The organism is Glaciecola sp. SC05, from assembly GCF_041380235.1.
Classification (GTDB): domain Bacteria; phylum Pseudomonadota; class Gammaproteobacteria; order Enterobacterales; family Alteromonadaceae; genus Glaciecola.
Map to the genome: position 1 here is coordinate 1 of NZ_JBGIYY010000001.1, position 13,821 is coordinate 13,821.

General features: G+C 39.3%; 12 protein-coding genes. All 12 read right to left on the minus strand.

Annotated features, from left to right (window positions below; all coding sequences use genetic code 11):
• Positions 1-52 precede the first annotated feature (52 nt).
• Complete coding sequence (locus tag AB9H30_RS00005; protein WP_371192490.1) at positions 53-811, minus strand: sulfotransferase family 2 domain-containing protein; 759 nt, start codon at positions 809-811, stop codon at positions 53-55.
• Positions 801-1,505, minus strand: a complete 705-nt coding sequence (locus AB9H30_RS00010; RefSeq protein WP_371192491.1) for an SGNH/GDSL hydrolase family protein — start codon at positions 1,503-1,505, stop codon at positions 801-803. The genes AB9H30_RS00005 and AB9H30_RS00010 overlap by 11 nt, the downstream gene beginning before the upstream one ends.
• Before the next feature lie 113 nt (positions 1,506-1,618).
• Positions 1,619-2,995, minus strand: a complete 1,377-nt coding sequence (locus AB9H30_RS00015) for a Coenzyme F420 hydrogenase/dehydrogenase, beta subunit C-terminal domain (RefSeq protein ID WP_371192492.1) — start codon at positions 2,993-2,995, stop codon at positions 1,619-1,621.
• Between the two features lie 52 nt (positions 2,996-3,047).
• The gene (locus AB9H30_RS00020; RefSeq protein ID WP_371192493.1) at positions 3,048-4,172 is read right to left on the minus strand and encodes a polysaccharide pyruvyl transferase family protein; all 1,125 of its coding nucleotides are present in this window, start codon (positions 4,170-4,172) and stop codon (positions 3,048-3,050) included.
• A gap of 79 nt (positions 4,173-4,251) precedes the next feature.
• The gene (locus AB9H30_RS00025; protein ID WP_371192494.1) at positions 4,252-4,908 is read right to left on the minus strand and encodes a glycosyltransferase family 25 protein; all 657 of its coding nucleotides are present in this window, start codon (positions 4,906-4,908) and stop codon (positions 4,252-4,254) included.
• Between the two features lie 119 nt (positions 4,909-5,027).
• On the minus strand, positions 5,028-6,503 hold the full coding sequence (locus AB9H30_RS00030; protein ID WP_371192495.1) for an oligosaccharide flippase family protein: 1,476 nt from the start codon (positions 6,501-6,503) through the stop codon (positions 5,028-5,030).
• Complete coding sequence (locus tag AB9H30_RS00035) at positions 6,500-7,366, minus strand: glycosyltransferase family A protein (protein WP_371192496.1); 867 nt, start codon at positions 7,364-7,366, stop codon at positions 6,500-6,502. Before AB9H30_RS00035 ends, AB9H30_RS00030 begins: the two co-directional genes overlap by 4 nt.
• Positions 7,359-8,717: an O-antigen ligase family protein gene (locus AB9H30_RS00040; RefSeq protein ID WP_371192497.1), complete on the minus strand. Its 1,359-nt coding sequence runs from the start codon at positions 8,715-8,717 to the stop codon at positions 7,359-7,361. The genes AB9H30_RS00035 and AB9H30_RS00040 overlap by 8 nt, the downstream gene beginning before the upstream one ends.
• Positions 8,718-9,833, minus strand: a complete 1,116-nt coding sequence (locus AB9H30_RS00045; RefSeq protein ID WP_371192498.1) for a glycosyltransferase family 4 protein — start codon at positions 9,831-9,833, stop codon at positions 8,718-8,720.
• On the minus strand, positions 9,830-11,725 hold the full coding sequence (gene asnB, locus AB9H30_RS00050) for an asparagine synthase (glutamine-hydrolyzing) (RefSeq protein WP_371192499.1): 1,896 nt from the start codon (positions 11,723-11,725) through the stop codon (positions 9,830-9,832). Before asnB ends, AB9H30_RS00045 begins: the two co-directional genes overlap by 4 nt.
• A gap of 15 nt (positions 11,726-11,740) precedes the next feature.
• Positions 11,741-12,808, minus strand: coding sequence for a GNAT family N-acetyltransferase (locus AB9H30_RS00055; protein WP_371192500.1), 1,068 nt, complete (start codon positions 12,806-12,808; stop codon positions 11,741-11,743).
• 11 nt (positions 12,809-12,819) lie between these two features.
• Positions 12,820-13,821 carry a WalW protein gene (locus AB9H30_RS00060; RefSeq protein ID WP_371192501.1) on the minus strand — a complete coding sequence of 334 codons (1,002 nt, stop codon included), beginning with the start codon at positions 13,819-13,821 and terminating at the stop codon, positions 12,820-12,822.

Below are 13,821 nucleotides of genomic sequence, written 5' to 3' on the forward strand. Positions count from 1 at the left end.
GACAGGTAGTCTGACAGAGAGGGGTATCCACAAACTATAAAGTAATCACTTATTAAAGATTTATAGTTCTTACAGGTCTGTCAATACCGTCAAAAGTATAGTTGAGCATTTCGATATCTTTGGCATATATATTCCCGACTATTGCTTTTGTTTCTTCGTCGTAATATTCCCTGTAATCAATTCGCTGAGCAGCATTGTGTTTTTTAAGTTCAGTGTTTAGGTTCATCTTATTTGCAATATGAGTAAAATCGTCCTCGATCGATTCGAAATAACCGATATAATCTACTGAGATTTTATTATATTTATCAATTAAATAGTGGTGTTGAGGTTTGAAATGATGATGTTTCATTAAATTTTCAGGTTTTAGCCAGTGGTGAATAAACGCTTTGAAAGAACCATACTCTTTAAGTTCGTTTTCGTAAAACTCCTTGTCCCATTGATTAAGACCGCCCTGTTGTAAAAAGCTGTAAGCTGATACTACTCTGTCCCACGGGTTGCGAACAAAAGTAAATTTAAAGTAGGATTGAAGGAGTGTTGGTGGAAATACGTTAATGTATTCGTCCAGTGTTGTATGTCCACCGGCAATACTTTTAAAAAGAGCTTTATTTACAGAAATACCTGCGCATTTAGGAACATGCACAAAAATCGCCTTAGCTCTATCAAAAGGCTCGTAGCCACCAGTAACTTCATCGTCAACATGTCTTAGCCCTTGGACTTTATCAAAGCTGCTACGTCGGTTAAATTTAAAATCGTACCATCTAAGATACAAATATAATTTAATAGGCAAAAACTGTATTATTTTATTTTTCAATGAGTAAATTTCCTAGGTGTTTCATTATTAATGCAAGATAAGGCTCTTGAGCATAATGGTGATCATTATTATCATCATTCAATAAAAATGGAGCGACTAAACCATCGTCACCGATCGATTCAGTATCAAGGTTAATAAAGTTCACGCCAAGGGCCCTGGCATTTTCTTCCATTTTTGAATTAAAAGCTAAAGTGAGTTTTGTTCGCTCCTGTTGACTAGCAGAAATCTCTTTTCGAAGATTAGCGATTTCTCCCCAATCTTGATTGTCTCTTATTGTTGGCTGAGGCGCACTTAGTACTATGGTTTTTTGGTTACCTTGATATTTTTTAAGAAAGTCACAGTAATTATTTACACAAAGCTCTAGCATTTCTTCTACAGAGGATTTATGTTTTTGGGCTCGATACCAAATGACAAAACCAGTGTCAACTTCACCCATTTGAGTTATTAGAACATCGGGTTTAATCTTACAGAACGCGCTTTCAAAAATTGCTTGGGCATTCGTTTTAGAGTTTGGATTTACGAGCCCAGAAATAGTTGCTCCGCCAACTGTTTCAATGAAGAGTTGATACCTATTGCTTATAGCTTTTCTGAAAATCGCGTCATCAAAAACAGAGGTATGTGAGTCACCTAAAATTAATAGGCGCTTTTTATGTGAAAATTTTATATAAAATTTCTGTGAAATTGATAATTTCATTACAAGTTGAGAGCCCCTATTCAAATTTTTGTTGTTTATTACTAAATCTAGGTTGCTGCGAAATTAAGTAGTTGTTACTAGATATTGCCCTATTTTTTAATGCAAAAGAATAGTTAGCGTTTTCGCATTAATATTTTTTTTAATAGGCGAATCGCACCTCGCTTGTAACGAGTAACATTCGTTGCAAGTTTTAAAGAGGAAAGTGTTTTTTCCATTTTGCTATTAAATTCGTTTGCTGTTTTAGAATTCTTCCAAACCTCTAAACTCTCCTTTCTTGATCTGCGCCTTAGCTTTTGCAAAAAAAAGATATCTGGAGTAACAAGTTTCTTACCATATCTTTTTTCTGGTATCGGTATGCCGTTGTTTTTAGCTTCTTTTACTCTTACATAGAGGCCTTCATGCCTATGATTAAAACTACCTTCCTGAGATGCGCGCATAACATCAGGGGTAATAGGCTCGACGGATAATGAAAGATTTTTAATACCTTCTTGCATTATCGTTTCTGCTAAAGGACTCCGAGTTATTATTACACTTGTGCCGCGTCCATCGTTTCGATAAGGCTCATGCCAAGCGTCTCCCAAAGAGATGTCTGCTAACTCAGTTACAACGTCATCACAATAATCGCATGCATTTGCTTTAAACAACCCGGTTCCCCACATGTCACCCACGGCTCGCATTTTTATCTGTTTATAATCTTTGCTCACTACATCAATACAACCGAAGGAGTAATCGTTTGCTGTACTGGTAGCGTCTTTAATTCTGTAGCTAGGTGATTTAATGTTTTTATGATCGGCGCCAACTTTAGAAGCAAGGTACTCCGTAAAGAACTTGCTTTTGACTCCTCCACATATTATTCCAGCAATAAATGGTATTTTTTGCTTTAATTCAGGTTCGTTATATTGAGCCAATCGAATGGCTTTTACGAAGCAAGCGATGCCGACTATGGCGACCCTACCATCCAGCTTTTTTAACTCGGGCAGAACTGTCGCAAGTGTCACAGGATAGTACCTAGTTTTAGATGAATTTCTTAATTCAGTTTTATTGCTTGAAACTTGATATTCATAATGATTCGGTGATGCATCTGAAGAACGGACAGAAAAAATGTGTTCAACAACACCTCGGTCGAGCAATTCATCGAATATATATGTTGCCATACCTCCCGATGAGGATTTATCTCTAAATTCTCTTGAGTATCCTGTGTATATCCCAATAACTTTCCCTAGTTTGTCTTGGGTTTGTGTGTTTTTAGCTAAAAATATTTCAGCTAGTGCAGTTTCATCTTTAACTTCTTCAAAAGGAGTTGGGTTAAATGGACAAACCTTTATACAAGAACTGTCGGCATCACAATCACCGGTCAACTCAGGAATTAAAAAGCCATCTTTACTCCAACCCATACTTAAAGCGTCTGAAGGGCATGCATAAGTGCAAACTCCACAGCCTATACACATGTCATTTTCAACAACTTTGGATATAACTTGCGGTTTACTCATAATTTAAGTTAATCATCTTTATTATATTTCGTTGATTTATAAGAATCATTTATTACTTACTTTCTTGCAATCCGTAAAGTAGAAATGAGAGTGATAACTTTCTATTTACTTCCAATAATTTGTTTACTTTTTTATATTCGATGCTTTCTTGCTTATCGTTTTGCAGGTCATCATAGGTAAACACCAGTCTATCCATTAATCCTAAGAGAGAGAGTAGAGACGTAAATCTATCGAGCCCTCTATTTGCGTTACCCACTACCGTAAAGTCTTTCTCAAATATTATTGAGAAAACCATACCGTGGAACGAATCAGTTATAACATAATCAGCACATGCAAAAGAGCGAAGCCACTCAGGGACAGTGTAAGTAACACCTGATTTATCAAAACCTTTTAAATGATTTACGGAATCTAAACCAAATGTATTTTTTAAATGAGTAATCATCTTATGTTTTTCTTTTGCCTCATCAAGCACATACGTCAATAAGCCGCCATCAAAACTCTTTGGTGTATCGTAATTGGCTATGATTTTTTCCAAATAAAACTCTTTATTCATCAGGAGTGTGGGGTCTAAGACATGAACCGCATCGTGATAATTAAAAGTGTTTTTGCATATCAATGTTCCAGAAGCTTCTCTTGTGGACACTGCTGTAAAATCATGTAAAAGCTTTGATATATCTTCTTCATCATTGCTTCCTTCCCAGTAGTCTTTTCCAAACGAAGCTGCGTACGATATTTTTCGAGTCATAGTTCCTGTTATAAAATCTAAAAAAAAGCTCTGATAAAATTTATCATCAATATAATCTTTTCTCCAAACTTGGTCACTTCCAACTATAACAGCATCAAATCTCTCTCGTGTTGCAAAGTCCTGTAAATCTTTTTTTGTGCGTAAATCGTCACTAATATTCAAAATTTCATTTTTAATAAACGGTCTATGAAATGCTTTTCGTTTAAGCCTCTCTTTTTCAAGTTCATTAAATGTTTTCAGGTTGGCAATATTATGAAATGGTATTTTTAACAATAATTTCTTAGTCAAGCTTTTCCAAATGGGAATATAGGGGACTTTATATATCAAAACTACGTCATGACCTTTACTTTGCAAAAGTCTATAAAGTGCAACAGCTTGTATTGTACCGCCGTAATTTTCGGCTATAGCGAGAGTTAATATTCCTATTTTCATGATCGTCCTTGTTAGTTCTTAGCACACAATTTTATTGCTATTTTAATTAAATGCTTTGCATTAACGATTTTACAGTAATTTATTTATTTGGCGGAACGATTGATTTATTCCAAAACTTTAAAATTGCCAGCTTTTGAATAAGCAGTTTCTTTACCATAACCTTGATATTTTTTGCGCTAAGACTATGCACGTTTTGACTCAATGCTAAACGCTCTTCGTGCATTTCATTCCTCGTTGGAGGATGCATAAATATTGGGTAAAAGTATGGGACTATATCAGACGTTAAGAAAAAGCGAGCCCAAGAGTCTGCAAGTTTAATTGATATTTTATGATAATCTAGTAGTTCAGATGCCATCTTCTCTGATATGAAATAAGCAAAGGCGCCATAAAACCCTTGTGAAGTGTCTACTTTATACATTTCTGCATTAATAGATTTTGATCCTTTAAAATAGCGTCCGTGGTCAACATCTGGGTGCCAACCCAAATGAATAAAGTCTGCAGTGGTATTCATACAAAGTGCACTCGCGGATTCAAGTTGTTTTTTAGTGGGAACGATGTCAGATTCAAAAATTATTGCACCACAATTGTTGTCGATGACTTTTTTGTAAATGCTAATATGACTTAATGCACACCCTAATTCTGCAGGCGTAAGGAGTTTTCCTGTCGAATTGTAAAATGGGACAACTTTTTTAAAGTAGTCGCTTGTCGGTAAGTCAGCCCCAATTATTGGCTTCACGGGCTCCACATTGAAATCAACTTCAATATCACTTAAGGGTAAATCAGATATTTTAAATAAGTTCAAAATGTTTAGCTCACCTTAAAGCCGTTGGTTTTAATTTTAGACCCATATTATTGTTAACCTTTCACTTTTTCAAAAACAGGCTTAATAATCCGCAAAACTAGCGTTTCTAAATAAGCCCATTCTCTTACCGTTCTTAAGAACATTAAGTGTACAGTGAGCATGAATCCATAAAATACAATATAGAAGATACCAGTAATTAGGCAAAGCTGAAGAAATACATTTTCAAACTGAAACGGAATTATAGTCGTTGCAATATTTGCAACATATATACCCACAGCAAATGGAATTAAGCCTAAAAGTAGCGAGATAGTATTTTTTAGGCTTGTATATCTAAGCAAAATAAAAATCAAAAATGCAGAACAGATAATACTCTCCATTCCTACTCTTACATATGTAAATATCATAATATCACTCAACCCTACCCAAAATAGTGTCGAATACAAAATTGCAAAAGCGATACACTCATAAAAAAATATTTGTTTAGTTTTACCATGTAGCATTAATACTCTTGTTGCCTGGTTAAGCATAATAAACGAGGGTATTAAAAGACCAAATGCCCCTAGCAGGTTCGAATATTTTATCCAGTTTTGGCCAAGGAGCACGGCTGTAACAAGTTCGTGATGAAAATACATAACGGCTGAAATGGGTGCGCCTAGTAACAGTGTGACAAAAAAAGAAGCGTTAAACTGCTTTGCAAATTCAGCCGGTATATTCTTTACCTTTCTGAGTTCTACTAAAAAAGGCTGAATGACTGGGAGAATGACATAACCACTTGGAATGAACGCTATATATTTCATAGTGTGATAAGAGCCTAACTGAGACTGCCCAAAAGCACTACTAACAAGCAAGGTATCTAATTGGGTTCTAACATAACCAAATATAGATTGAGGGATAATCCATCCAGAAAACTGCCATTGTTGTTTGGCATTGGTCATATTTAACTTCGGTCTATGATTCTGAATCATGTATGATCCGACGATCATTAAAGGAGCGCTGATCGCTTTGCCTATTATTAAAGCCCAATAACTCTGAAGGGTAAAGGCTGCAATAATTGCAGCTGCCACTGAAACAACTTTTACAAAAACACCAAGCTTTACGATTGGAGTATAATTTTGAGCTCTCTTTAAATAGGCTAAACCTGGATTTTGAAAAGAGTAACTGAAAAAAACCAGTGTTAAAGAAAGTAACACATCAATCAACCTCGGGTCATCATAGTAGTCAGCAATAAAAAACGTTGCGATTATCATAATTACAGACATTGTTGATTTTAATATTAGGTTGAGTGTCCAGGCGGTGTTAACTTTTTCGTCATCTAATTCATCTACAATTAGTAAGTATTGATTCGTTCCTGTGTTTGACAGAATCTCTATGAAGCCAACCATTAGCGTGGCTATTGCGATTATGCCGAAGTCTTCTGGGAGTAACAGGCGGGCTAGAATTAGTGTGCTAACAAGGCCAACGAGCTTTTTTAAGATCGAATCTACAACCAGTAGAAGGCTGCTAGTAACCCCTTTTTTTAGCTCACTCATTGTGTTTTGGTTTCTTTTTTAATCAACTGTATTAAGCGTTTTTTTACCAGCCATTTTTTGATAAAACTGAGATGTGCAGTTTTGTCCTCAAAGTTACTCATGATTTGCTGGTTAATATTAAACATTGTTTTAGGCCAGTCGACTACATCTAAAGCATCTAAATAGTGCTCTTGTATTTTGCCCAATTCATAGCGAGCTATTCTATTTTTATACAGCTTGATATCGTCTGTTTTAAACGGAGATAAGCTTTCAAATTTAAAACCAACCCCTTGTTTGTAAATTACGCGGTTTGGCAGGTTGTCTTTTAAAAATTGAATGTCGGTATTTGCGGCTTTTGTTAAAAACGAATCTATCCAATTTAAACCTATGGGCAAATGAAAAGGTTTGTCTCGTACCATTTTAATGTAGTGCTCACTAGCACCATACAAATTCCCATAAAAACAGGCGCGCTCTTCAACAAGCATTTGATAAAAATCTAAGTTTCTGCCGCTTAAAGGGTAACCTGCAACGATGTTTGGTTTTGGATCTGCATTCATCATTTCATCATAAAGTATGGGAAAGCACTTTTCTGAAAAAATCACGTCGGCGTCAATAAAAAAGTGACACTCAGCCTCTGCCTTTATCTCATGTACATAGTGATTCCATGCATTGCATTTGTCACCGAGTTTAATTTCAATTACTTTTAATTGCTCAAATTTTAATTTTTCTTTTATGGCATTAGCCACCATAACAGTATTGTCAGTGCAACCATTTGCCAGTAAATATACGTGTTGAACACGGTTATCAATATTATTAAAAACATTAGTTAGTGAATGTTTTAAGTTGTCTGATTCGTTATATGCAAACATTATAATGTTATACACGGGCTTGCCTCGCTTTTGTCAGCGCGATGTTTGAATCTACTTTTGATATAGGAGGTGTGGCAATTTGCTCAGTTGGATTTGCTATCTTTTGCTTTAAAATAAAATTATTAGCAACTATCACTAGTAGTAAAAAGTAAAACGGTTCAAAGATAATCAAATCCAAAAACATAGACCCTACGAAAAAACCCATTAAAGAGCTAAAGCTTGCTTTGTTTATATAAGTGTGGAGTTTATCGGGGTGTTTTTCCAGAGCATTTTTATTCCATCTATAAATTTTCCAAGAGATCCAAAAAAATGTTAAGTAAATAAACCCAGCAATAATGCCAAGATTGGCTGAAAAATTTAAGAAGGTATTATGCGGCACATGTGGCGATTTACCTGGGAAATTTGTGCGCGAAGCTTCTAAGAAACGTTGTGGACCGACACCTAATATGGGGTACTGCTTTGCTAGTTGGAAGGCAATATCCCAAGAAATTACTCTAGGGTTAATTGGCTCATTTGCACTTGTTTCTGACTGTTGTACAGTTGTTACCGTTCTAGATAGCATCTGGCCACCTTGGTCTATCAAAAACACCAAAGCGCCAACTAGCAGCACGACATTAAATGACTTTGACTTTATCATTCTTGCAGCTATTAGCGTAGACACGGCAGCACTTAAAAGCGCTCCGCGAGAAGCACATAGAATCATTGCGTGCCATATTAGTGGTACAGCGAGAATTAAAAGTGCTTTTTGCCATGTTTTTTCAACTTGGTATATAGCAAATAACACAAACGGTAAACCAATGACAAAAACGATGGAGAAAATATTGCCGTCAGTGTATGGGCTGAAATTAGGACCCCTTAATCGCCCCTGTGCAAATTGACTCCAGTTGCCTTCTAAGTAGTTGCTATTGGCCCAATATGTATAGTAGAGAGTTATCGCGACGATTGCCCATACTAGGTACTTAAGCGCTTTTTCATGATTAATTAAGCCCAATACTATGAAGAACATTAAAACAATTGTAGTGTAAATGCTCATTACTAGTTCTGACCCTACTCTTGAGCCATAGGAAGGAAAAGGGGTGAAAAGATCAGACAAATAATATATGCAGAGTAGTATCAACAGACCATAAAAAATCCCATTATTATAAATCTGCCAATTTATACCACCGCGCACCATATGAATGCCCCAAGCCACAATGGCGATACCAGCAGAAATCCTGAATATTGAAATATCATCAAACACCCAAAACCAAATATATTGTGGCTGTAAAATAGAAACGGCACTGTATAACACCGCAGCAATGTATGGTGCAGACACCGCCATAAAAGCAGCGAGAGCAATTAATAAAATTGTTAGTATTTTTGCCATTTAAACACCATAACACGCCTGATATTGCGCTGACATAAGTTCAACCGTGAATTGTTTTGAAAATCGTTTGCATGCTTGCTCGCCGTAAAGCCGTATTTGTTCTGGGTCACCAGCTAGGCTTAGCATAGCATTTGCGTATTGTTCCATATCATTGTTATCGGTCACTAAGCCAGTTTCTTCATGCACAATGATTTCTTTATTGCCGCCAGCATCTGTAACAACACAGGGCTTACCTAGTGACATTGCCTCTAATAGAGTCATAGAGGTACCTTCACTGAATGAAGATAGTAAAAATATGTCGAATACCGAAAGGTAGTCTTTAGGGTAAGTGATGTATCCAGTAAACTTAACCTTGTGTGCAATTTTGAGCGCTTTTACTTGCGATTGCAATGCATCCATCAAATCGCCATCACCAACTATCACCAGCGTGCATTCAGAGTTACTCTCAAGCACTTTAGCAAAGGCGTTCAGCATCATTTCATGGTTTTTAATTGGGTCTAAGCGGGCAATCGTGCCGAATATCGTATCGCTAGCAGGAATCCCGAGCTTGTTTTTTATGTTGTTGGCCGCATCAATATTCGCGTCTAATGCTTCAATGCCGTTGTATATAACGTCAATGTTGTCGCTTTTTAGAAACTCATAGTCGACTAAGGCTTGTTTGGTAGCATGGGAGATTGCGGTGATTTTATGCGTGAACATTGCTAATAGCGGATTCACAAATTTTCGCTTCCAAGAGCTAGAATCAGGATAAAAGCGACCGTGCTCAGTAAATATCACTTTAGTTTTGAGGCCGCTACAAGCGAGTACACCATACACCCAAGGGGTGTATTGATGGCAATGCAAAATATCTATCTGATGTTGCTTAATGTGCGTTCGCATTTTGCTTGTGAGAGAAGTATCAAAACCCGGCTTACGAGGGTGAGTGCTTGTATCAGTACCGCTTTCTTTCAAAGCTTTACCCCAAGGGCCTAGAGGCTCTTCAATACAAAAAATAGACATTTCACATGCTGGGTTTTTATTGCCTTCAATGATGTTTTTGATCACCATTTCAGTGCCGCCTATGCGCATATCATAGGTAACATGCATGACCTTTAAAGTCTCGCTCAGCTTGCTCACTTACCCACATACCTCTGCCACCACATCTCAAACATCAACATCGACCACAAAATAGCACTGTGGTCAGCGCTTTCATTTTGATGCTGCTGCCAATATTGCTCGACAATGTGCATGTTGAAAATTTGCGGCAAACCTACAGGGCTCTTAATCAGATACTTGTTGGCGATAGGTTTAATCTCGTGCCTAAACCAGCTGGCAAGAGGGACTGAAAAGCCCATTTTCTTACGATACAAAATATCGTCAGGTAAATAATCTTTAAAGGCTTCTTTTAGGAGGTGTTTCTTTTCGCCGTTTTTAAATTTCATACTTGAAGGCACCGTAGCGGCAAACTCTAGCATTTCTTTGTCGAGTATTGGCGCTCTGACCTCTAAGGAGTTAGCCATGCTCATACGGTCAACTTTTACTAAAATCCCGCCGGGCAGATAGGTTTTCATATCGGTGTACAAGATTTTAGATAGGTGGTCTGGGCCGTCAGCCTTATGGTAAGCGTCTAAGGTCAGTTTAGAAGGATGATAGCTGCCAAGCTTCTCTTGTACGTCAGGGCGAGCGAGCTGCTGCCACTGACGGTCTTCCATTTGCGAGTTCGTAATATAAAAGCCCATTTCTGGACTGACGCTTAAACTTGAAAACAGTGATTTAGCTTTACGGGCAATCGTGCCGATAACCGGCGCCTCGATTTTTGCAAAACTCCTGGCTAATTTCGGAAAGAGCCTGTGGCGCATCCATTTTGGGAATTTTTCGCGCAGGCGGTTTTCAATATCATCGGTGCTGTATTTTTCGTAACCTGCAAATACCTCGTCACCGCCATCGCCGGCGATGGCAACGGTAACTGCTTGGCGAGCAAGTTCGGAAACAAAAAACGTGGGCACTAGTGAAGGGTCGGCAAATGGTTCGTCAAAAAAGCTGACAATATGCTCTAAGGTTTCGGCCACGTTTTGGTGCATTAGGTATTCATGGTGTTCGGTTTTGTAGAGCGCCGCAACGCTTTGGGCGAATTCTGCTTCGTTGTACTTTTTGTCGCCAAAGGCAATGGTGCAGGTTTTAACTGGTGTAGAAGACGACTTAGCCATCATTGCCACTACGCCGCTTGAATCTACACCGCCGCTTAAAAACGCACCTAAGGGCACATCAGAAATCATTCTGCGCTCGGTACAAGCTTCGGCAAGCGTTTTGAGTTGCGCTTTTAATTCTGCTTCTGATTTGTCGCTTGTTTTCGCAAAAGACACATCCCAGTATTCGGTAATGGTTTTGATGCCATTTTCGATGGTCATGTAGTGCCCGGGCGGCAGCTTGTGTATGTGCTGAAAGATGCTTTTTGGGTCTGGTACATACTGATAAGCAAAGAAATCGTGAACTGCGTCTAAGCGAATATCTTTGGGAGTATCGGGGAGTGTTAGCAGTGACTTAATTTCAGAGGCAAAAGCAAATTTACCTTGGTAATCGAGATAATACAGAGGCTTTTTACCAATGCGGTCGCGGGCAATAAACAAGGACTTTTTGTTTTTATCCCAAATGGCGAAGGCAAACATGCCATTTAGCTTGCTTAAGCAGGCGCTGCCTTCGCGTTCATATAAGTGCAGAATCACCTCGGTATCGGTGCCCGAAACGAAGGTTGCGCCGTTAGCCTCTAGTTCGGCTTTTAGCGTTAAAAAATTATAGATTTCGCCATTAAATACAATTGCGATATCACCAGAGGCTGAGTACATGGGCTGGTTGCCGGCTGCACTCAAATCTAAAATACTTAAACGTCGGTGGCAAAGGCCAACATGGTCGTCTAGGTATTCACCATGAGCGTCGGGACCTCTGTGCGCAATAGCGTCGCCCATTGCCAGCAAATGCTCGGTGCTAAGTTCAGAGTAACCCTTGGTTAAAAAGCCTGCTATGCCGCACATGGTGTCTTTATATCCTTATAAACTAATGTACTTGCGTACTTTGGGGCCTATGCTGTTGGTCACGCTCAGCGGAAGCTTTTGCCAAACCGACTCAATAAGCGCACGCGAAGATGACATATTGATGTGTTCTGCTGTTTTTATACTACCATTCTCAAAGCTTTGCCAGTTCAACTTTTGAGGAAGGCAGCCCCATTGTTTTTTAAAGTTAAAGGTGCCTTCGCCTACCGTTGAACGTCCAAAATCAAATTCATTTAGCTGTTGGTGAGTCGCTTCGCTCAATACCGCCCAGTACAGCAGCATATTCGGCGCGAGCCGATTGTATTTGGCGCGAGTCGATGCCCAAGGGATCACCGCTTTGCTTGTGGTTTTAATAACCAGTGCTGCACCAATCGCAATGTCGTCACTATACACTAGCGCGATATACACATGCTGACCATAAGCGCGTATCAAAGCTTGATACCACGCCTTTGAATGCACAGGACTGCCCAGTAAACGCATGTTTTCGGCAATAATGTCGTAAAAGTCGTTGGTATTGGCAAGGCTAATATCTTCGCCCTTAATGATCTTAAAGCTTAGGCCATTTTTTTCGGCTTTTCTGATTTGGCTACGCAGCTTGCTTTTAAATTGTGCCATCAGCGCTTCAGCATTTTCAGGCAAGGGCAAAAGCATTCTGACTTTTTGTCCAGCCGGTGCTTCGCTGGCTTGAGTTAGCTCTGAATCTGATTCGCGTAGCTCAACCGATGTGATCCCATTTGCAGCGCTGTGCGCGAGTATATGCTCTCGCAAGGCTAATTTCGATTCATCATCGAGCGCTAAAATGCCCCCTAGGTCGCAATAAGGAAGTGAACATATCGACTTTTTTGCTTTTAAGGATCGCATGTTTACGGTAGGGCACAGTGCAACAATCTCTTGACCATTCAAGGCTAGCCAATATTCGGGTTTGAAGCCATATGATGCCTGAACCGCTTTACCCCATGCGCATAAATGATAAGGCGTAGACTCAGGGTGTGCGTGAACAAACATGTCCCAACGGGCATCATCTTCCGGTGTACCAAGCGTTAGTAAAGAAAATGACAGACTCATTTAGTAATCACTCATTTAGCAATAAATTGTGGGTTAGTCTGAAAATACACTTTAGCTTCTGACAGTGTCATAAAGGTGATGTTGTGATCTTCAGATAAGTCTTCAATAACTGCATTGATGCGTTCACAAATGGTGGCAAAGGGGTCTTCTGCTTTGAAAAATCCGGTACCGTTGCTGATCAGGTTTGAACTATGGAAATACATATGAATAATCGGCGCGTTTTCAGCTATTGCCGCACGTGCAAGGGTGATCATGTCGCTTGCTTCACTTACTTCAGGGCTCATGTATATCTTACGTAAAAGTTTACTATGCCAGAGTAAGGCGTTGGCTTTTACCGACTGCATCGCCGGGCTGTCTAAGTTTTGATGTACTTTATTGGCGGTAGCAAAAGGACGGCGATTAAAGCCAACCGTTACCGGTAGCTCAAGAATATTGTGCTGACCGCCGGGCACAAGTACGTCTTCTTCACTTGGCCAATACGGCAGGGTAGGAGAGCCTTGGCAAGAAAAGAACTCGTTTTGGTAAAACGGGTACACGCTTGAGTCAACTTCAAAGCCGCGCGACCATAGCAAGCTCATGATCTCTGGCGATATGCCCCAGCGCCCAGTTCTAAATGCTTTTGGTTGATACGAAAAACGCTCTGCAAACAGGGTCATTAAGGCGTCGAGTTTGTCGGTAACTTGCTCGATGGGTAGATTCACAACATGCGAATTAGATTCTGTGGGCTTGTCAAAATAAGGCGGGTTCGCCCAAGGGTGTAAGTGGGCACCCAGCTCACATTCATTGTTATTAACCTGCTCAATAAAGCGGCTCTCGCTCCCAATGCCTTTGCCTGCCGCGTAGTCGACAAAATAGCACGGGCGAATTCCTCTGCCGGTGCAAAAGGCTTGAAACTCGGGCAACATGTGTAAATTTTCTACTGAGAAGTCGCCTTCAGGAAATGGACCTTCCCAATCCCACTCTTCTTCGGTGTCGACGCTTAATAAAAATAGTAAATCAGATTTCTTTTTCAC

Bases quoted from the DNA above. Each gene is read 5' to 3' on its own strand.
- AB9H30_RS00040 (WP_371192497.1), bottom strand. From the start codon at position 8,717: ATGGCAAAAATACTAACAATTTTATTAATTGCTCTCGCTGCTTTTATG.
- AB9H30_RS00055 (WP_371192500.1), bottom strand. From the start codon at position 12,808: ATGAGTCTGTCATTTTCTTTACTAACGCTTGGTACACCGGAAGATGAT.
- asnB (WP_371192499.1), bottom strand. From the start codon at position 11,725: ATGTGCGGCATAGCAGGCTTTTTAACCAAGGGTTACTCTGAACTTAGC.
- AB9H30_RS00015 (WP_371192492.1), bottom strand. From the start codon at position 2,995: ATGAGTAAACCGCAAGTTATATCCAAAGTTGTTGAAAATGACATGTGT.
- AB9H30_RS00010 (WP_371192491.1), bottom strand. From the start codon at position 1,505: ATGAAATTATCAATTTCACAGAAATTTTATATAAAATTTTCACATAAA.
- AB9H30_RS00020 (WP_371192493.1), bottom strand. From the start codon at position 4,172: ATGAAAATAGGAATATTAACTCTCGCTATAGCCGAAAATTACGGCGGT.
- AB9H30_RS00030 (WP_371192495.1), bottom strand. From the start codon at position 6,503: ATGAGTGAGCTAAAAAAAGGGGTTACTAGCAGCCTTCTACTGGTTGTA.